The following is a 19,856-nucleotide window of genomic DNA, read 5'->3' on the forward strand; positions in this document are numbered from 1 at the left end:
GGGCCGTGTCTCAGTCCCAGTGTGGCCGTCCACCCTCTCAGGCCGGCTACTGATCGTTGCCTTGGTAGGCCGCTACCCTGCCAACTAGCTAATCAGACGCGGGCCCATCCATAAGTGATAGCTTTGTTAAGAGGCCATCTTTACTGTACTTAACATGCGTATTGTACAGCTTATGCGGTATTAGCAGCCGTTTCCAACTGTTATCCCCCGCTTATGGGTAGGTTGCCCACGCGTTACTCACCCGTCCGCCACTATTCAGAAGTCGGAAGTCGGAAAACGGATGTCGGAATATCTGTAGCAATTGGCGAGCCAATTGCTTCTTTCTTTCCGCCTTCTGCCCTCCGTCTTCCGTCCTCTAAATCGTTCGACTTGCATGTGTTAGGCACGCCGCCAGCGTTCGTCCTGAGCCAGGATCAAACTCTCCAATAAAAGTCTATCCTAGCCATCGTCTGGCTTTTTTCTCGTTAGAGCCGTTAGTTAAATCATCTTAAGACTTATCTAACTTTTTCGCACTTCTAGTCTTGCTGTTCAGTTTTATCAAGAGCTTTGCGCTTTCAAGCTGCCTGCTTGCGCGCAAGAATTATAATATCATGCCCCTTTTCCTCTGTCAAGAAATATTGTTGGCTTTTTGGCATGACATAAAATAAGTACTTCGATTATTTCCGAAGTACTTATTAATTTTAGCATATCAGCTTATATCTGACAAGGTTCTTTGCTATCCTACGGCTTTTTTCTTCCGGAGCCTTTCTATATATATGGCGCAGTCAGGACAGACCATCTCACATATCATGCAAGCTATGCAACTATCTTCATCTTTGGGTTTCACTGTAGGAGTACCATAAACCCCTAGCTTCTCCGACCAAACTAAAGTCTGATTAGGGCATTTTTCTTTACAAAGCCCGCAGCCTTTACAATAATCTGGGAATATATGAAATATTGCTTTCTCCATCCTGGTTGAGATAGCTTCCATTTCTTTAGGCATTGTTTCCCACCCCTTCCTTAAGCGACTGCTCCGCCATCTCCTTACCAATAGCCAGAGCCTTGAAATTCAATTCTCTCAAATCAGGGTTCTTCTCAAATTTATAAGCCAGTTTGCTCTCCAGAGCTTCTTTTGCTGCTTCAAAACTAACGACATTGGTAAGCCCGATAACTGCCCCCATTATTATAATGTTGAAGACCTTGGGATGCAATTGCCGGTTGGCGGTATCAACTGCCGGAATACCAATAATTTTCTTAGCTTCACGGGGTAATTCCTCCGGCTTTACCATAAAACCGGAATCGTAAACAAACAGGGTATTCATGTCGGAATATCCTGAAGTTCTTCCAATCGCCCGTTCGCTCAAGGCTACTACTACATCAGCTTTGTTAAACTTGGGAGCACCTATTCTCTCATCACTTACCTGTATGAAAGCTATAGAGACGCCACCTCGCTGCTCCAGGCCAAAGTTGGGGATATAAATGGTCTGTTTGTTTTCGTTATAAGCTGCTTCCGCCAAAATCTCTGCAACGGATTGTACTCCCTGCCCGCCTTCACCAGCCAGGGCAATTTTAATCAGCGACATCTATTTATCCCCCTTTCCAAACGGGGTTTTTATTTCCCCAATAGGGAAATACTGCTCCATTTCATCCTCCAAGAAGTGCCAGGTCTGCTGGGCATTGGTTCTCCAGTTGGTAGGACAGGTAGAAAGAACCTCTACAAAGGAGAAGCCGTTTCCTTCCATCTGGTTTCTTAATGCATTTCTTAAGAAGCGGCGCAATTGCTTGTATTTGGAAACAGTAGCCCGGGCCACATAAGCGCTATCGGGAGTTAGTTCGGCAATAAACTCCGGTCCCCTGGTGGGGTATCCCGTTAAATCTACATCGCGACCAAACGGACTGGTTTCTGTTTTCTGTCCGGGCAAGGTGGTAGGGGCCATCTGTCCGCCGGTCATGCCGTAATTAGTATTGTTTACCAGGATAAGGGTTACTTTTTCATTGCGGACAGCCGAATTCAGCAGGTGCTGCGAACCTATGGAATATCCTCCCCCATCGCCCATATATCCTATAGTTATCAACTCCGGACGGGAGCGTTTTATTCCTACCATAACCGGGGTGGTTCTGCCGTGATGGGTTTGGGTGCTATCACAGGCAAAAAAGTTCCAGGACAAAAGCGAGCAGCCGATGTCACAGCCGAAAACCACCTGGTCTTGTATTTCTAATTCATCTATGGTTTCACCCAGGGCCTTCAAGACAATCCCATGCCCACAGCCGGGACAAAATTTGTGGGGTTTTGAAGGCAGATACCAGGACTTAGGTATTGCTGGTGCTATCATTCCCATTTATGCTTGGCCTCCTTCTTCTACATGATGCTTTTTACCTTGTTTATAATGTCATAATCTATTATTCCTACTCCGGGCATAAAGAGGTTTTCTATAGCCACGGTTTCTCCGTAAATTTCCTGTTTGGTAAGTCTATCTAATTGTCCGTAAGCTGATTCAGCTATTAGCAGCTTACGAGCCGGCTTACGGTTAATGGCTTCGCGCAATTGCTTTTGGGGGAAGGGTCTTAAAGTAATCGGCCGGAAATAGCCGGCTTTTATGCCCTGGGCTCTAAGGATCTTAACGGCATCGTCCGCCGCCCGTGAAACTACTCCATGGGAGAGAATAATAATCTCGGCATCTTCGCATCCTTTTTCTTCGTATTCAACCAATTCCGGAGTAATTGCTTCATATTCGGCGGCGAATTTCAACACCACTTCATACAGTTCCTCTTCCAGACTATAAATATTGCAGAGGTGCTGGGGTTCCCGGTCCTCTCCAATTTTTCCCTGCAGTCCGACCAACGGGTAGGTTTTAACCATTTCTATCCCGTGTTCTTCCGGGTTATACATCTCCAGGGGTTCACGCATTTTAGCCTGGTAACCATCTCCCAGCAAGAAGGTGGGAAAGCGGTATTTCCAGGCGGTATTGAATCCTTTTATGGTGTAGTCATAAATCTCCTGGTGTGTGGCGGTTGAATATACGATACGGTGCCCTTCGCCATTTCCACCATAAGTAGTCAATGTTACTTCCTGCTGAGAATAAACAACGGTACCTGAGGAAGGACCTCCTCGCTGTTGGATTACAGCAAAGAGCGGAAGACGCATAGCTTCAGCCATGCCAAAGGGTTCTTGCATCAAAACATTACCAGGTCCGGCTGTCGCGGTAAAAGCTTTTTTGCCGCTTTGGACGGCTCCGCATACCGTAAAGCCGGCCGACAATTCATCTTCTGTCTGCAGGAAGCCTTTCCCATACTCGGGAGCCAGGCGGGTCCAATAATGCATTACTTCGTTTTGCGGGGTAATGGGGTATCCAAACATAATCTCAGCCCCGGCTGCCAGGGCGGCCCAGGCAATGGCTTCGTTTCCAGTAATAAATGCTTTTTTACTTGCTTCAAAAATTTGGGGCATTTATTAAAGACACCTCCTGTTCAATTAAAGCTGATTGCAAAAAGGTATATCTATTAGCTTGAACGGAGTTATCGTTCTTTACCAAATTGCAGTCGGCATAAACCTTTTTATGTATTTTACTGGTATCTCCCAGTTTTTTTCCCCGGAATCTTTTAGTTTTTCATCCAACACTTGATATGCTATCGGGATTCCCAGTTCAGCAGCAACTATAAATATCTCCTGGTTTCCTGCTTTTATTATATCTATAGTGCTTTCATCCCCCATGTGGGTATTGGCTACGATAGCATCAACCCGGCCCAAGTTTTTAATATAACTTCTTATTCTTTCCCGGTTTCCTGTCATGGGACGAGAATAGTTTATAACGGCCATGATCTTAAGTTCCGGAGATTCATAGGCTCCTTCTACCAGATTGAGGGTCTGGGCACCAAATACGCCGTAACCCACATCCAGAATGATATCTCCTTCCTGTTTCAGAGCCCAGCGGGCTGCCGGGTTGAGCATTGCTCCTGTTTCACCCAGTCCAAAGGATTGAGCCCGAGTAAAAGCCAGCACTTTAAGCCCTTTTTTCTCCAGATCGTTTTTTAGTGTTCTTAAAGTATAAAATGGTTCAACCGTATCTAAATCTACCAGGGTTACTTCCCGGCCCTGTCTTTTCAATTCCAGTGCTCTATTGATGGCCACTTCGCTTTTGCCACTGGCATATTCGCCCACATATGCTTCCACGATTCTGGCCGTGTTTTGCTGCGTGAAAAAAAACACCTCCTGATAAAAAAAGAATAGAGTGGGCAAAGTGTTTAATTAAGTATAAGATATTGATGAATTATGCGTCAATATTAATCTTTTTAAAGCTAAATGTTACTCATAATTAACGATAGTGCTTTATACAATCCTCTGCGATAAAACGGGGTTTTTGCAGTGGAATCGTTAGATTAATAAGTTTGACTCTGCTGCAAAAACCCTTTTTGTTGCATAAGGGTTGCATAAATATACAAAGCCTGATTCGGAACGACACGGGGGTCGTTCCCTACACACCCTTTAGTCGCTTTTAATGTAGCTGAACGGTATATTTATGCACGCTAATGCATATTTATAACTTTTTGCAGTGACATCAAGTTTAAGCAGTATATCATTTAAATTGTATTTTCCCCTTCTGTTTAAAATATTATTTGAAAAATAAAAGGCCGACTTACGGCCTTTTAAAATTACTATTCTTTTTATCTCACCAGGAGCTGGAAGCATATTAGAAGGATAATCCCCGGCAAGCCCAGAAAACCCGCAACGAGGACCGTAATGATGTTGACCGGCAGATCAAATTGAAAATAGGCCCCGATGTAATTGGAGATTAGCAATAAAACCAGGCCAATCAGCGAGTTGATGGCCAGTTTCCATAATAGCTTCACTGGTTTGAAAAGAACTTGCAGTATTATGTAAAATATCGCCAGGAAAAAGAGGGCCGCAATAATTACATTAACCCACTCCATATTATCACCTCTCTTGAAGGGTTATCTTTAAGGAGGGCTTTTCACTAGCTTTCCAGAAACTCCTCAGCTTTCCCCTGCCGTTTTATGGTTTTTAGCAGGTAGTTATAGCGCTTTTCCGCTGCCTGTAGATTTAATATAGCATAGTCTATCATTTCCTCATCTTCCACCCGGTCAAAGAGGTTTTCTGCTTCCTGTACTTCTCTATGGGCATCCTGGAGCATGTCCTCTAGAGAGACCTCCTTTTTGCTCTCGTCCTCTTCTTTGAGAACCAAATACTTACAGGCCCAGTTCCAGATGCTTGAGCAGATTTTCACTAAAAAGCCCCCTGAACTACAACAGATACTTGTTTAAAGCATCTTATGCCGGGGGCCTGTCTTTTATGTTTACAATTCTTTACGCCCTTCCAAGGCTCGCCGCAGGGTTATTTCATCAGCAAATTCGATATCTCCCCCTACCGGTAAACCGTGCGCCAGGCGGGTTGCTTTTACCCCGAAGCTGCCGGCAACTGCCGCCAGGAAACGGGACATTACCTCCCCATCCATGTCGGGGTTCAAGGCCAGAACCACTTCTTTAATCTCTCCGCTAGCCAATCTTTCTTCCAGGGGTTGGAGATTCAAGTCTTCCAGGCCTTTGTCCTCCATAAGATTAAAATCCTTATTTAATACAAAGTACTGTCCTCTAAAGCCCGTACGCTCAATAGCAATAACATCGCTGCTCTCTTCCCCTATACAAATGAGTGATTTATCCCGGCTTTCGTCCGAACAGATTATACAAGGGTCAGAATCTGTAAGGTAACCGCAGCGGCTACAGGGAAAGACTTTTTGCCGGCAGTCAACAATAGCCTGGGCCAGCTGCCGGGCTTCCGTTTCGGGCAGCTTGAGAATATAGAGAGCTAACCTTTGGGCTGTCTTGGGCCCAATGCCGGGGAGCTTCAAAAGCTGGTCAATAAGATTTTCCAAGGGCCGAGCCAATCTCATGGTTGAACCTCCTGCATGCTATTTGGGCTGATATATCCTATAATCCGGGAATATTAAATCCCCCGGTTATCTTTGCCATTTCACCGGAAACCATCTCCTGCGATTTACGAATCCCTTCGTTTACCGCTGCCAGCACCAGGTCTTCCAGCATCTCCAGATCCTCCGGATCTACTGCCTCGGGTTTTATTTGAATGGATATTAATTCTTGCTTGCCATTAACTTTGACCGTAACTACGCCTCCCCCGGATGAAGCCTCTATTTCTCTCTCGCGCAATTCCTCCTGCATCTTTACTATCTTTTCCTGCACTTGTTTGGCCTGTTTAATCATTTTGTTCATGGAGCCGCCACCTGGGTTAAACTTCATTATTTTCTTCCTCCTTAATCCTTAATCTCCACCAGCTCTTCTCCAAAAAATTCTAGCGCCTTTTTAACAATAATATCATTATACTGGTCATCGTCCAGAAAAATAAACTGGCTTTCCATATCCCGACCCATGGTTTCTTTAAGTGCCTGGCCCAGAATTTCCCGGTTGCCTCTCTCTTCCATACGTTCTTTGTGGAACTTATACCCCTTTTTATATGCGATATATACCGTATCATCCTTTATTCCCAGCAGCTTTCCCTGTACTAACAGGGCATGGGTGGGAATCTTTTTTTCTTTTACCGCTGCCAGTATTTTGTTCCAGAGAGCATCCTGGGCTTCGTTTGAAGAAGCTTTTGCTCGCGGGCTAACTTTTTTCTTGGGCTTTTTCTCCTCCAAAAACGATGGTTGAGCACTTTTTTCTTCACTAAATAAAGTTGCTATCTCCATAAAAGCTATTTCCAGCAAGTATTTCTGCCCTTCGCTAAACCTTAGTTTATCTGCGGTATCCATCATTATACGCAGTGCCCGCAGCAGATTCTGCATGTTGGTTTGGCCTTTTTCTTGTTCAAAAAAAGCCTGGCTTTCCTCCCCCGCCACAACTAAATCGGCTTCTTTCCCTGCTACGAGATAGAGAAGAAAATCCCGCAGGAACATAGCCGCTTCCCGCGCCAACTGCTGAGCCTCCTTACCCTGGCTGAAGGCCGTCCCCAGTATTCCGATTATTGACGGCGTATCCTGGGAAAGCACGGCAGCAATAAGTTGGGCCATGAACGCATCGTCCACCAGTCCCATTACTTCCAGAACATCTTGCTTACTTATCTTATTATTACCCTTGTAGGAATAAATTTGATCCAGCATACTCAAGGCATCTCTCATGCCACCGTTGGCGCGGCGAGCTAATAAGAGCAGCGCTTCCGGTTCCAGCATTATTCCATCATTGGCGGCAACATCGCTCAATCTCTCCATAATCTCGGCCGTAGTTAATCTCCGAAAATTAAATACCTGGCAGCGGGAACGAATGGTAGCAGGTATCTTGTGGGATTCAGTGGTGGCCAAAATAAAAATAACTGCGTCTGGTGGTTCTTCGATAGTTTTTAGCAAAGCATTAAAGGCTTCCGTGGTCAACATATGGACTTCATCTATAATGTAAACTTTGTTTTTCCCTTGAGCCGGCAATACCCGCACTTTCTCCCGCAAATCGCGAATTTCGTCTATCCCCCGGTTAGACGCCGCATCGATTTCGATTACATCCATGAAGTTGCCATTATTAATATCCTGACAGGAGGAACACTGGTTGCAGGGTTCACCCTCAGACAGGTTCTCACAATTAACCGCTTTGGCTATTATTTTAGCAATACTGGTCTTCCCTGTTCCCCGGGGCCCTGAAAAAAGGTAAGCATGGCTTAGCTTTCCCTCCCGAACAGCGTTTCTGAGCGCGGTTACAGTTTTCTCCTGTCCTACCACCTCGGCAAAACGCCGTGGTCTCCAGGCCCGGTATAATGCCAGATAAGCCACTGACTCATCCCTCCTCATTGCCTAGCTTCTATCATAACTTCATAGCTTATATATAGTTTTTCTCGTTCGAAACCTTTTTCCCTGCACCAGCATAAAACAAAAAGACAGGTTATAAACCTGCCCTTGATAAATATTAAGCCGTGCACCTGGCCTCGAGAATACCTTCCGAGCGTTACTGGAATAGTTTGCTCCATCCAGGCTTCCCTTCGTCACATGAGATTTACTTCTTAGTGCTGCTTCCTTCCGGACCTGACACGGTTCAAAGGTTCTCATTGCGAAGGACCCGAACTTCAACGCCACTTTTTCCAGCCGGACCTCACAAGATAGACCCTCGGCTCAGGAATTCGACCCTGCTATAGCGGGTTGCAGGTTACAGGGCACCGCTACCTCCCCATCTAGCACGGCAAACCTTAACTTGATAAAATGCAAAAAGCCGGCTACCTTAAGCAATATCCTTTTTTTGGACTGTCTTCGCTAATATTCTGCAATTAAGTCCAATATGGGGCTTTATCAGTATTACCGGGAAAATCATGCTAAAGACAATAAAACCCTTCCGTAAAGGGAGGGCGTAAATTATTAAACACTTTACCTAAACGGAATTATAGCATGAAATATTGCTTCAGGCAAACAATTCATAGCCCAGGGAAACATCCAAATACCGGCAGCCTTTACGACCCTCTGCCCATAAAACCAGATATATCCTTCAGTTCCGCTCTCTGTATTAAAAAAGCTCATCCCGTTCTACTTTACCCGTTATCTCACTTTGCAGGATGCGAAAGCCCCCGGCACGTCCATATTTAATCGCCTGCATCTCCGCCACTATCGCCAGCGCTATTTCAGACGCTCTTTCTCCCCCTATGTCAATACCCACCGGTACATGAACCCGGTTTATTAGTTCCTCAGCAATATTCAACTCATTTAACTTGCTAAAATAAGCGGTTACCTTGTGTTTATTGCCCAGAATCCCAATATACCTGGCTGGAGAATAGACTACCGTAAGCAGAGCCGCTTCATCAAATTCATGGTGGTAACTTAGCAAAACGATACTGGTGTTTTCGTCAATATCATAGGCTTTGAGCAACTCCACAATATCTCCCAGCAGCAGTTCCCTGGCCTCGGGAAATCTTTCCCGGCTAAGCGTTTCCGCCCTATTGTCAATGACCGTTATGCTGTAGCCCACAATAGAGGCAATTCTATAAACATTTAAAGCAACATTGCCCGAGCCTACTATTATCAGCTGGTCGCGATGACAAAAAGCATTTATGAAGACCTCGGTCATACCCTCTTCCGAGGGGAGAATCACTCTACGGGAAATTCCTTCGCTTATACAAATCTGGGCTTCTCTTTGGGCGTTTTCCTGCAACAAGCTGTCCCCGATGCCATCGCCAATTATATAGCCAAAACGGTCCACCAGCATCATCTCCCCCGCTCGGCAACCCCTCGGGCTATTGGAAGATATTACGGTAATCAGCGCTATGTTTTCTTTGAGTTCCTGCTTCTCCGCCAAAATACGCATAAGTTCTGACTGCAATTCATCACCTTCCCGTTTTTTTACATTCTTATGAATAATTTATTCATATGGAATATTCGCTAAATAAGTCCTTTCCCCTCCCAGCTTTATCAATAATCATTTGCAAGCATCTCCGCTTCATGCTTGCGCCGGGGTGGTTTAGGACCGAAGAACTGGTAGAAATGGGTCTCTATCCGACCGTTATACAGTTTTCTTCTCTTATCCGCGCGGCGTCCAAATATATGTTCAAAATCTTTATGCGCAGTTAGTATATAGAAAGACCAGGTTTGCAGGTTCTTTTTGAAAACACTGGCCATATCCCGGTACAGCTTTTCCACCGAAGACAGGTCTTCCAGCCGTTGACCGTAAGGCGGATTGCATATTAGAAATCCATACTTTTCCCGGGTTTGAAGCTGGTCTACCGGCATCTGCTGGAAATGAATATGCCCCTCCAACCCGGCCTGGCGAGCATGATAGCGGGCCAGGCTTAGAACCTCCTTATTTATATCGGTCCCCCGAATCTTCAATGTCAAATCCCGCTTAAGCAGGTCATTGGCTTCACTTCTGGCATCAAGCCAATGTTTTTGGGGAATTACCGGCCATTTCTCCGCTGCAAATTCTCGCTTAAGACCTGGTGCCCGGTTTAAAGCTATCATCGCCGCTTCAATGGGGATGGTGCCGGAACCACAGAAGGGGTCGAACATCAGCCGGTCCGGGTGCCAGCGACTTAAGTCTATCATGGCTGCGGCCAGGGTTTCTTTGAGCGGGGCTGCGCTGGACAACTGGCGATAGCCGCGCTTGTGCAGTCCTGCCCCGCTGCTGTCCAGAGTCAGGGTGGCTATGTCTTTAAGCAAGGCCACTTCTATAGTATAACGAGGCCCGCTTTCCTCAAACCATTCCTGGTGATAACGGCCCTTCAAGCTCTCCACTACGGCCTTTTTGACAATCGCCTGGCAATCAGGCACACTGAACAACTTGGAGCGGATGGACTTTCCCTGCACCGGGAAGTTAGCATTGGCCGGCAGCCAATCAGACCAGGGTAATTCGCGGGTCTGATCAAAAAGCTCAGTAAATGAACGGGCCGGGAATTCTCCCATCTTGACCAGCACCCGGTCAGCACTGCGCAGCCAGAGATTGGCCCGGCAGATATCTGCCAGGAAGGCCTTGAAAGTAACCCGGGCATTTTCTACCTTCACCTCGTCAAAACCCAGTTTGCGCACTTCCCGGGCTACAATAGCTTCCAGCCCAAAAGTAGCGGTAGCAATAAGTTCAATTTTATCCATGGCAAAACTCCGTTCAATTTCATTTATCTAAGAGAAATGTTTACCCTAATAGCTGCAAAACTTTAACCGGTATAAACCAATACAGTTCGTTGATGGGTATCAAGTCATTGCACAAACAAATGATGCCTCCACCAGCTATTTCTAGCGGGGTTTTGGCAAGAACTGCAAAATGCTTAATGGCCTCTCTACCAGGATTGGCGCTTTTTTTAATATCCAGGGGATATACCTTATTATCCTCAATAATTAATAAATCAATCTCCTTTTGATCCTTGTCCTGATAATAACAAAGCGTCGGTCTCTTACCTTGATAATAATAGCTTTTTATTATTTCCGTGACTACCCAGGTCTCAAAAAAGACCCCCGACATTGCACCCGCTTCTAATGTTTCTGCACTCGTCCACTTAGTCAAATAGGCGCATAAACCAGTATCAAGAAAATACATCTTAGGTCTTTTTATAAGCCGTTTTAAGGTGTTTTTAAAGTAAGGTTCCAGCAAGTAGACTATTCCCGATGATACCAAAATCGACAGCCATTGTTTAGCTGCTGGCTCACTGATCCCAACATCACCGGCTAATGATGCGTAATTCGCTTCCTGAGCCGTTCTCGCTCTGCCGCAGTCAAAAAACATAAAAAGACCAGTTCATCCCCTACCTGGGTTAAATCCTTTATATCACACTCCAAATAAGTCTGCACATAAGAAAGACTTCCAGGTTTATTATTTTATCAACAAAAACAGCCGGCATGCCGCCTCGGTAGATCTCCTCATATAGCGTTTTTAGGGGCATCGCCTGTTTATTTATGCTTTTTAGTTCGTTACTCTGAGGAACAAATCCACTATGATGGCTTTGGCCCATGATTCCCGCACGGGATAAGCCCAGCAAATTAACAATAAAGTTTCTCCCCCTTTTAATTTTAATGAACAATACTAATCTATTTACATTTGGGATAATATATTGTAAGATTTAAGGCGAATGAACGCTCGTTCGGGGGGGAACAAAATGCCCATATCACTAGAAAAGCAAAATAAAGAAAGACGACAGAGAATAATACAATGTTCTTTAGATTTATTTATTGAAAAGGGCTATTACAATACCTCAATCCGCGATATTATCGCTCTGTCAGGAGTTGGAACAGGTACTTTTTACAATTATTTTGTTGACAAGGAAGATATTTTAAAAAACCTTCTTGAGGACTTTGCTAAACAAATTATCTCGAGTATAAGCGAGTACTATTTGGTAGAAAAGGACTTGTATGAGCGATTTATCGAGACTAAGCGATTAACCATGGAGGTTTTTGCTCAAAATGAAACCTTGTCGGAGATATATAGTCGAGTTGCTGGATCAAGTACTCCTATTGATCAATGTTTAAAACAATTCGAGGATAGGCTGCTAGAGTTTTACTCAAGAAATATTGAATACGGTATTAAAAAAGGTATATTTAAAAATATCCCGGTCTCTCCTATCGCACACTCCATATTAGCCATGGAAAAATTCTCGTTACACAAATGGGTAGTTCTCAAGGCTATAACAAAGGAGGAAATGATAGAAATGGTCCTCTCTTTCCACAAAACATTGGCTGTTGGGTTGTTAGTCGTCAACGATTAAATTACCCCAAGTATCTTCTACAGGATATTTGTTTGTCATTATGTGAACGAGAGTGTTCGTGCGAAATCGCCTTAAGTAGGAGTTATTTGCGATTGCTTAATCCCGATCATATCTCTGCCACCAAAGTTTATTATTACAGATGACTTGGACCGGACATACAGGTCATAGATTTCAAGGGAGGATATATTTTTAATCATGAAAAAAGTTCTAGGATTAGTTGTTTCCAATAGAAAACTAGGTAACAGTGAGATTTTAGTGAAAGAAATCATGAGTAATATCCCGGAGGAATGCAAGCGGGAACTGATTCGCCTAACTGACCTGGAGATAAAACCATGCAAGGCCTGTTATCGCTGTCTGCAGCCTGATAAAGCCTGTCCAGTCCGAGACGATTTCAATTTTGTAATTGAAAAAATAAGAGCGGCGGATGCGCTTATTATTGGAGTTCCAGTATATTTCCTGGGGCCACACGGCTATTATAAAATGCTGACTGATCGCCTGCTGGGGATACAGAATCATTCCCCAGATACGCAGGGGAAACCCTGTATCATTGTAATGCCTTACGGATCTGAGGGCTGGGAGGGTTATAGCAAAATTGCCTGCATGGTTATGCCGAAGCTGCTCAGAATGAAACTGGTTGACTGTTGGCAGATTTACGCTCCGCTGCCAGGAGAATCTCTATTGAACCCTGAAAATATCTGCTATGCAAGGACTCTGGGGCGGGAACTCTTCAATGGACGTGAGTATCATGCCGGAAGCAAGGAATGTCCTATCTGTGGATCTGATCTTTTCCGGCTGATTAATGAAAACCAAGTGGAATGCCCCATATGTGGCTCAAGAGGCATCCTTAAAAATAATTTTAATCCAGATTTTTCCGATTCAGATTGCGACCGTTTTTCAGACCATGAGATGGATGAACACTTTAAGGGTTGGTTGCTGGAGATGAAAGATCGTTTTTCCGTTGAAAAAAATCACTTAAAAGAGCTGCAAAAAGGCTATCGGAATCAAAATTGGTGGATTAAACCATGACTGATTAGACTAATTTCGCAGATAGAAAAGAAGTTACCAGAGTGTGAGGCAGTATTTAAGGATCATACTATATAAGGGGACAAATACCAGGTGTATATTATGATTGATGATGCTAATGTCCTATTCGGCTACTCCCGCCCTCCCAATTGTAAAAATTATCAAAAAGGGGTTTCGGCACAAAGTCCGAAACCCCTTGATAGTTCTTTAATGGCGGAGAGGGCGGGATTCGAACCCGCGAGACAGGTATTAGCCGCCTACTCGATTTCCAATCGAGCGCCTTCAGCCAAACTCAGCCACCTCTCCAGCAGATATGAACTTTTTTAGCTTTTCGAAGCTGCCGGCAACTTCTCTTAAGCCTTTGGCACTATGCCATTATACATTGATTTCGTCTCTATCGCAAGAGTCTTAACCCTCAAGTTTTTATTAGGGAGCTTAATCATCATTTTGCCATATCCCCCTGTACCCCGAGGACACAAACAGCTATGAAAAGTACCTCCGGGGCTGCTTGAAGGCTTTGATGTACAGAAATAACAACATTTAATCATGATTCCACTGCAAAAACCCCTCTTGTTGCATAAGGGTTGCATAAATATACAAAGCGCTGGCGAAGCCTGATTCGGAACGACACGGGGGTCGTTCCCTACACACCCTTCGGTCGCTTTTAATGTAGCTGAGCGGTATATTTATGCACGCTAATGCATATTTATAACTTTTTGCAGTGACATCAATCATTAATCTGCGGCTCTCTCCCCAGGTACTCCATTAATTTCCCTTTGATTATTTCCAGGGGGAAAACCCTTTCTTCCACCGCGGTTACCCGGCGCCCGTAAAGGTACATTCTGTCTTCATAAAAACCCTCCCGGCGAACTTCACAGGGCAGTTCCGGCAAATTATCCACCCAGGCGGCAGCGAGCGAGCGGGGACTATGGAAGATAAAGCGATAATCTCCCACCCGCAGTATAAATTCCATCAGGGAATAGTACTCCTTTTCCACCGACTGAATATAACACTTGGAGCAATAAGCTTCCTCTCTGATAAAACGGTTATAAGAAAGCCCTCGGGAGTGGGCTGCCTCCTTGCAATCCTCACAAAGCCAGACTTTCTTTTTATCCGCTCCCAGTAAATAGATTACCTTGAATTTAGCCTGGTTCTCCCGGTAGACTTTTTCTAGAACTCTGGCCTTCAGCTGGTAGAGGCTTTTGCTTATCTCCGGGTAGGTTTTTGCATAGTGGTTGAGATGAAAAAGATAAAAACAGGCTTTCAGGAGCTCCGCTTCCGGGTATTCTTCAATCTCCTCCAAAAAACGATCATAATAATTGAAGGCCTTTATTATTTTCCTCAAGTCTGATGAACCCTGGTAGCGGGGCTTTTCATTGCGCTCCCTTTTCTCCTTTATGTCGGCTAATAGTGAAGGGATATCCAGGGTTTCAATTTCTTTCTCAGAAAAAAGAAAACTGATGCCGCGATTATCTTTCCGCTCCACCTGAGCTACAGTAAGATAACCGTAGTCCATAAGTTCATGCACCTGGCGATTGCTGATATTAAAACGGCCGGCCACTTCGCTGATGGTCAACACTTGGCTTCCCTCTTCTCCAAAAACTGCTCTAAACCCTATTGCTTAATTAATAGGGGATCTGGTGTATTATATAATTAATGCAAAAGTGATTCTACTGCAAAAAGTTATTAATATTCATTGGCTTGTATAAATATACCGCTCCAGCGTCCTTAATAGCGACCGTAGGGAGCATCAGTTGTGCCCGACAGGGCGCTTCGCATGGGCAACACCTGCGGCTTGTCTCGTGGCTCAAGGGGTACCGCGCTAATCTCCCATCCTGGTCAGAAGCGCTCTTGCGACGTCCTGTCGCTCGCCCCCTTTCGCCGCTCGCCTTCGCCGGGTGTTGCATCCCATGCTTCGCCAACGCTCGCTTTGTATATTTATGCAACCCTTATGCAACAAAAGGGGTTTTTGCAGTGGAGTCAAAAGTAAGTCAGGAAACCGTCCTTTAAAACACTCCTGACTGATCCCTGACTCTTTATTCTAAACGAAAAGTGGAGGATGGACAAATGCCGCACTGGCAATGGGCCGATGACAGCGAAATACCCTACATAACAATCCCTCACTGGCGCGAGGCGGGAGTAAAAATAGCCTTTTCTTCCCGCTGGGGCGGCAGCAGTTCTCCTCCTTTTGCCTCGCTTAACCTGGGGCTGCATGTGGGAGATGAACGGGAAAAGGTACTGGATAACCGCAGCCGCTTCCTGGCTAGCCTGGGGCAAAAGCTCGAAAATCTGGTTTGCTGCCAGCAGGTTCATGGCCAGCGGGTGCTGCGGGTGGATAAAAGCCTGGCCGGTTCCGGCGCCTGGGATTATGAAAGCGCTCTCCCCGGCTTTGATGCTATGGTAGGACATAGCCCGGGAATCATCCTGGGCAGCTTTTACGCCGACTGCATCCCCCTTTTCTTCTTTGACCCGAAAAAACGGGTGGTAGCTATGGCCCATAGCGGCTGGAAGGGTACCATGGGGAAAATTGCCGCCGAAAGCGTAAAAGAAATGTTAAAGCTGGGTTGTTTGCCACGAGACATCGAGGTTTTTCTCGGGCCGGGCATCGGCCCCTGCTGTTTTCAGATTCAGCCGGAGCTGGTTCTTCGAGTAAAGACGGCCTTTCACCATCACCAGGCAATATTGCGCGAAAATGCCCATGGCTATTACTGGGATTTACGGGAAAGCATAAAGCAAAGCTTGCAGGAAAGCGGTATTCAGGAAGCCCATATCATTGACTCTCATCTCTGCACCGCCTGCAATTGCCATCTTTTCTTCTCCTACCGGGCCGAAAAGGGCCGGACGGGAAGGATGGGGGCTTTTATCGGTCTGGAGGATTAGAATCATCCATCACTTCCGGCCGCTATTTCCTCCCCAAAGCCCTCAGCACTTAATAATTCATTCGCCTGTTTTTCGGGGAGTTCTTCCACATCTTTTAGTTTCCGCTCCATTACCCGCGATCTCCTGGCAGCCTCCTCAATACTGTTGCTGGCTTCCTGCAATTTCTTGCGGGTTTTCTCCAATACCGCGCCGAATTTGCCAAACTCGCTCTTTACAGCTCCCAATATGGCCCATACTTCACCCGACCTCTTTTGAATGGCCAGAGTGCGAAATCCCATGGATAAACTATTCAGCAGCGCTGCCAGGGTGGTAGGCCCGGCAACTGTTATCCGGTAATCCTGGCGCAGGTTCTCAAAAAGCCCCGGCCGGCGTAATACTTCCGCATATAGTCCTTCGGTGGGTAGAAACATTATAGCAAAGTCCGTGGTGGCGGGTGGTTCAATATATTTGCTGCAGATTTCTTTGGCCTGGGCCTTAATCCGATTTTCCAGGTTTTTGCCCGCCTGTTCTATAGCAGCCAAATCGGCCCCGTCATAAGCCTCCAGGAGGCGGTGATAATCCTCCAGCGGGAATTTGGCATCTATCGGCAGCCATAAGGGAGAACCCTCTTTATCCGGTCCGGGGAGTTTTACGGCAAACTCCACTCTCTCCACCCCCTTTTTTACTGCCACATTGCTGCCATACTGTTCCGGAGCCAGTATATCTTCCAGTATATTGCCCAATTGCACTTCTCCCCAGGTTCCCCTGCTTTTAACATTACTAAGAACTTTCTTGAGATCTCCTACCCCGCTTGCCAGAGCTTGCATTTCACCCAGGCCCTTATGTACCTGTTCCAGACGCTCACTAACCAATTTGAAGGATTCGCCCAGCCGTTGTTCCAGGGTAGCATGCAGCTTTTCATCTACCACCGTTCTCATCTGGTCCAGCTTCTGGGCGTTTTCCTTTTGTAGTTCCCTTACCCTTTCTTCTATGGTTCCCCTCATCTGTTCCAGCTTCTGCTCATTGCTCTGGGTCAAATGGGCCATCTGTTGGGAGAAACCCTCCAGCTGGTATTGCTGCAAATTCCCCATTTCCGCCATACGCGCTGAAAGTGAATCGCTGAAAGTCTTAAATGAATTGCTCAGCTCTTCCCTGCCCTGTCGGGCCGTCGCATTCATTTCTTCCCGGTTGCGGCCGATTTCCTCTCTCAGCAGCTGCTCCATCCTTTCCTGGTTTTTCTCCAGGAGAAGATTGCCGGCTCCCAGCTTATCCAGTTGCTCACGAAGGGTATTCATTCGCTGCTGCAGTTGAAAAAGCAAAAAAAACAGCAAAGCCAAGCCTATAAACACTGCAATTATTGCCGCTTGCTCCATCATTAACCACCCCCGTTCTTTTTGCTGCCATTCTATACCCCCATCTGGCCTAATGTCAAATGGACAACGATTACTACCCCAATAAAAATAAGGGGTTTAAAACCCCTTGCTAATCATCATATATGGCGGAGAGAGTGGGATTCGAACCCACGGAGCCGCTATCAACGGCTCACTCGATTTCGAGTCGAGCGCCTTCAACCGGACTCAGCCATCTCTCCGTAGACTGGCAAAAAATCTTTTTAGGAGCTCGCTGCACTCCTCTTTTAAAACTCCCCCTTCTACTACAACCTGGTGGTTTAAGGCGGGGGACCTCACAATATCATAGATAGAACCGGCTGAACCCGCCTTCGGATCTGTTACCCCGTAAACCAGATGACCCAGGCGAGTATTGACCATCGCTCCGGCACACATAGTACAGGGCTCCAGAGTACAATATAATACGGACTCATTTAAGCGCCAGTGTCCCAGGTACCGGGCAGCCCTCTGCAAGGCTAAAAGCTCAGCATGCGCTGTGGCATCCTGGCAGAACTCCTTTTCATTATGAGCCCGGGCAATTATTTTCCCATTATGCACCACAATTGCTCCTACCGGGATTTCTCCCCTCTTAAAAGCCTCCCGGGCCTCTTCGAGCGCGTGGCGCATGAAATCCTCGTGCTGCACTTGTCAACTCCCTGGGGGTTATTTGTATAGCATAAATGTATAAATGGTGCGCCCGGAGGGACTCGAACCCCCGACCTGCGGTTTAGGAAACCGTCGCTCTATCCTACTGAGCTACGGGCGCAAGTTGTTCAAACAGAACCAGGGCTCGTATGCCCCAAAACAAATTAAGATATTACACTTGCCTGTTCCTGTTGGAAATCCTAAAATTAAAAGAAATGCACGGGCATTTCTTTACTGCAATTTCATATCTCGTTTAAGCATCGGAAGAAACTGCGGAGCAGTTTCAACACAGCGCTTGCAACGAGGTGGGGGATTAGAACCCGCCGCCTGTTTTGTTAATAAGAATCCGACCGCTTAGCGGGGGATATATTTCACTTCGTTATATTTTAAAACGCCGGCGAACCTTTTGCAAGCCCCTATAGTGTAATCCAACAACTTCCATCGAATTCCCGATTACAATAAAATAGGTCTCCAGTCCTGGATATTATCTTATAGATAAATAAAGGAATATAATATAAAAGAAAGAACTATTGACTATATAGTCTGTCGATTGTTTGAAGGAGAGTTAAGGATTAATAATCTATAGAAATCAAGTAAAATTAAGGCTTTAGAGAAGCTTTATCGGTAGGAAGGGGGGCTGTGCTTGCGTATAGAACAGAAGCTTTGGAGGAAAACTGTCGGCTGGTCCGACCATGGTCCCAGGGTCGATGGTCTTATGCCTCAGCTGCTTTTAGTCTTCGGAACACACAAATGCCTGCAAGAAGAAGTAATATTTGAAGAAATAAAGGGCTTTTATCCCGATGCCCATATCTTTGGCTGTTCCACTGCCGGCGAGATTTGTGCTACCAGCATCTTTGAAGATTCTATTGCCATTACTGCTTTGGAATTTGAGCACACCCGAATTGAAGGCCAACAAATACAATTAAACCAGGTTCAGAACAGTTTCCAAGCCGGGGAATACCTGGCCTCTTCGCTTACCCACAAGGATTTATCTCATGTCCTGGTACTTAGCGACGGCCTGCATGTCAATGGAAGCGAATTGCTTCAAGGTTTAACTTCAAGTCTGCCCCCAGGAATCGCCATTACCGGAGGAATGGCCGGTGACGGAGTCTCTTTTGAAGAAACCCTGGTCTTTTGGGACGCCCCACCAGCACCGGATACCATTGCTGTGCTGGGTTTTTATGGCAATCATTTAAAAGTAGGCTATGGCTCTATGGGCGGTTTTGACCCTTTTGGCCCCCAGCGTCTCATAACCCGCTCTGTTGCTAATGTTCTTTATGAAATGGACGGTCGTTCCGCCCTGGAATTATATAAGAAATACCTGGGCGAACATGCTGCAGGTTTACCCGCGACGGGAGTATTTTTCCCTCTCTCCATTTCTGGCCAGGAAGTAGCTGGAAGCCTGGTACGTACCATTCTGGCCGTAAACGAAGAAGAGCAGAGCCTGACCTTCGGGGGAGATGTCCCTACCGGAGCCTATGCTCGGATGATGAAGGCTAACCTCGATCGCCTGATAGATGGCGCCATGAGTGCCGCAGACAGTAGCCTAGCTAACAACAATTCACCCGAGTTGGCCATCCTCATAAGCTGTTTTGGCCGCCGCTCGATACTCAAGCAGAGAACCGAGGAAGAAGTGGAGGCCGTTAGCGATGTTTTAGGTTCAGGCTGCATGTTCTGCGGTTTTTATTCCTATGGCGAAATTTCGCCCTTCAAGCCTGGAGAAAAACCCGAATTCCATAACCAGACTATGACTATAACCACTTTCAAGGAGGTATAGTAGT

General features: G+C 46.0%; 20 protein-coding genes, 3 tRNA genes, 1 rRNA gene and 1 other RNA gene. 4 read left to right on the forward strand and 21 right to left on the reverse strand.

Annotated elements, in window-relative coordinates; all coding sequences use genetic code 11:
- The 15 genes from AWB54_RS01640 to AWB54_RS01715 form a co-directional block, all read right to left on the reverse strand.
- A 16S ribosomal RNA gene (locus tag AWB54_RS01640) occupies positions 1-429 on the reverse strand; the annotation flags it as partial.
- Between the two features lie 286 nt (positions 430-715).
- Positions 716-982 (reverse strand): 4Fe-4S dicluster domain-containing protein, encoded by a 267-nt coding sequence (locus AWB54_RS01645; protein ID WP_061212915.1) that lies wholly within the window; start codon positions 980-982, stop codon positions 716-718.
- Entirely contained in the window at positions 975-1,562 is a 588-nt protein-coding gene (locus AWB54_RS01650; protein WP_061212916.1) for a 2-oxoacid:acceptor oxidoreductase family protein, read from the reverse strand. The genes AWB54_RS01645 and AWB54_RS01650 overlap by 8 nt, the downstream gene beginning before the upstream one ends.
- Positions 1,563-2,318, reverse strand: a complete 756-nt coding sequence (locus AWB54_RS01655; RefSeq protein ID WP_011639507.1) for a thiamine pyrophosphate-dependent enzyme — start codon at positions 2,316-2,318, stop codon at positions 1,563-1,565.
- A 20-nt stretch (positions 2,319-2,338) separates the two neighbouring features.
- Positions 2,339-3,427 carry a ferredoxin oxidoreductase gene (locus tag AWB54_RS01660; protein WP_061212917.1) on the reverse strand — a complete coding sequence of 363 codons (1,089 nt, stop codon included), beginning with the start codon at positions 3,425-3,427 and terminating at the stop codon, positions 2,339-2,341.
- A 78-nt stretch (positions 3,428-3,505) separates the two neighbouring features.
- The gene (locus AWB54_RS01665; RefSeq protein WP_061212918.1) at positions 3,506-4,186 is read right to left on the reverse strand and encodes a hypothetical protein; all 681 of its coding nucleotides are present in this window, start codon (positions 4,184-4,186) and stop codon (positions 3,506-3,508) included.
- Positions 4,187-4,641: 455 nt separating this feature from the next.
- A complete protein-coding gene (locus tag AWB54_RS01675) occupies positions 4,642-4,908 on the reverse strand; it encodes a pro-sigmaK processing inhibitor BofA family protein (protein WP_061212920.1) in 267 nt (88 codons plus the stop codon).
- A gap of 44 nt (positions 4,909-4,952) precedes the next feature.
- Positions 4,953-5,222, reverse strand: a complete 270-nt coding sequence (locus AWB54_RS01680; protein WP_061212921.1) for a DUF2508 family protein — start codon at positions 5,220-5,222, stop codon at positions 4,953-4,955.
- A gap of 69 nt (positions 5,223-5,291) precedes the next feature.
- The gene (recR, locus tag AWB54_RS01685; protein ID WP_061212922.1) at positions 5,292-5,885 is read right to left on the reverse strand and encodes a recombination mediator RecR; all 594 of its coding nucleotides are present in this window, start codon (positions 5,883-5,885) and stop codon (positions 5,292-5,294) included.
- 37 nt (positions 5,886-5,922) lie between these two features.
- Positions 5,923-6,249, reverse strand: coding sequence for a YbaB/EbfC family nucleoid-associated protein (locus AWB54_RS01690; RefSeq protein WP_061212923.1), 327 nt, complete (start codon positions 6,247-6,249; stop codon positions 5,923-5,925).
- Positions 6,250-6,263: 14 nt separating this feature from the next.
- Positions 6,264-7,763 carry a DNA polymerase III subunit gamma/tau gene (gene dnaX, locus AWB54_RS01695; protein WP_061212924.1) on the reverse strand — a complete coding sequence of 500 codons (1,500 nt, stop codon included), beginning with the start codon at positions 7,761-7,763 and terminating at the stop codon, positions 6,264-6,266.
- Between the two features lie 138 nt (positions 7,764-7,901).
- Positions 7,902-8,167, reverse strand: an RNA gene (gene ffs, locus AWB54_RS01700) — signal recognition particle sRNA large type.
- Between the two features lie 317 nt (positions 8,168-8,484).
- The gene (locus tag AWB54_RS01705; protein WP_235811058.1) at positions 8,485-9,294 is read right to left on the reverse strand and encodes an XdhC family protein; all 810 of its coding nucleotides are present in this window, start codon (positions 9,292-9,294) and stop codon (positions 8,485-8,487) included.
- A gap of 89 nt (positions 9,295-9,383) precedes the next feature.
- Positions 9,384-10,556: a THUMP domain-containing class I SAM-dependent RNA methyltransferase gene (locus AWB54_RS01710; protein ID WP_061212925.1), complete on the reverse strand. Its 1,173-nt coding sequence runs from the start codon at positions 10,554-10,556 to the stop codon at positions 9,384-9,386.
- 40 nt (positions 10,557-10,596) lie between these two features.
- Positions 10,597-11,184 (reverse strand): DUF4143 domain-containing protein, encoded by a 588-nt coding sequence (locus tag AWB54_RS01715; protein WP_061212926.1) that lies wholly within the window; start codon positions 11,182-11,184, stop codon positions 10,597-10,599.
- Positions 11,185-11,554: 370 nt separating this feature from the next.
- Here AWB54_RS01715 and AWB54_RS01725 point away from each other — a divergent pair, with 370 nt between their 5' ends.
- Complete coding sequence (locus tag AWB54_RS01725) at positions 11,555-12,160, forward strand: TetR/AcrR family transcriptional regulator (protein ID WP_061212928.1); 606 nt, start codon at positions 11,555-11,557, stop codon at positions 12,158-12,160.
- Between the two features lie 195 nt (positions 12,161-12,355).
- Complete coding sequence (locus AWB54_RS01730) at positions 12,356-13,186, forward strand: flavodoxin family protein (protein ID WP_061212929.1); 831 nt, start codon at positions 12,356-12,358, stop codon at positions 13,184-13,186.
- 208 nt (positions 13,187-13,394) lie between these two features.
- Here AWB54_RS01730 and AWB54_RS01735 read toward each other — a convergent pair.
- Positions 13,395-13,489, reverse strand: a tRNA-Ser gene (locus AWB54_RS01735).
- Positions 13,490-13,910: 421 nt separating this feature from the next.
- Positions 13,911-14,762: a hypothetical protein gene (locus tag AWB54_RS01740; protein WP_153014639.1), complete on the reverse strand. Its 852-nt coding sequence runs from the start codon at positions 14,760-14,762 to the stop codon at positions 13,911-13,913.
- A gap of 488 nt (positions 14,763-15,250) precedes the next feature.
- Between AWB54_RS01740 and pgeF the strand changes: the two genes are divergently transcribed.
- The gene (pgeF, locus tag AWB54_RS01745) at positions 15,251-16,063 is read left to right on the forward strand and encodes a peptidoglycan editing factor PgeF (RefSeq protein ID WP_061212931.1); all 813 of its coding nucleotides are present in this window, start codon (positions 15,251-15,253) and stop codon (positions 16,061-16,063) included.
- Between the two features lie 2 nt (positions 16,064-16,065).
- Here the strand turns inward: pgeF and AWB54_RS01750 are convergent, their stop codons facing one another.
- The 4 genes from AWB54_RS01750 to AWB54_RS01765 all read right to left on the reverse strand — a co-directional run bounded on the left by AWB54_RS01750 (position 16,066) and on the right by AWB54_RS01765 (position 18,196).
- The gene (locus AWB54_RS01750; RefSeq protein ID WP_061212932.1) at positions 16,066-17,418 is read right to left on the reverse strand and encodes a DNA recombination protein RmuC; all 1,353 of its coding nucleotides are present in this window, start codon (positions 17,416-17,418) and stop codon (positions 16,066-16,068) included.
- Between the two features lie 120 nt (positions 17,419-17,538).
- A tRNA-Ser gene (locus tag AWB54_RS01755) sits at positions 17,539-17,633 on the reverse strand.
- Positions 17,620-18,075: a tRNA adenosine(34) deaminase TadA gene (gene tadA / locus AWB54_RS01760; RefSeq protein ID WP_061212933.1), complete on the reverse strand. Its 456-nt coding sequence runs from the start codon at positions 18,073-18,075 to the stop codon at positions 17,620-17,622. The genes AWB54_RS01755 and tadA overlap by 14 nt, the downstream gene beginning before the upstream one ends.
- Before the next feature lie 44 nt (positions 18,076-18,119).
- Positions 18,120-18,196: transfer RNA gene (locus AWB54_RS01765), tRNA-Arg, on the reverse strand.
- A 522-nt stretch (positions 18,197-18,718) separates the two neighbouring features.
- Here AWB54_RS01765 and AWB54_RS01770 point away from each other — a divergent pair.
- Positions 18,719-19,852, forward strand: a complete 1,134-nt coding sequence (locus AWB54_RS01770; protein ID WP_061212934.1) for an FIST signal transduction protein — start codon at positions 18,719-18,721, stop codon at positions 19,850-19,852.
- Positions 19,853-19,856: the final 4 nt, after the last annotated feature.

This window comes from Syntrophomonas wolfei subsp. methylbutyratica (assembly GCF_001570625.1).
Lineage (GTDB): Bacteria > Bacillota > Syntrophomonadia > Syntrophomonadales > Syntrophomonadaceae > Syntrophomonas > Syntrophomonas methylbutyratica.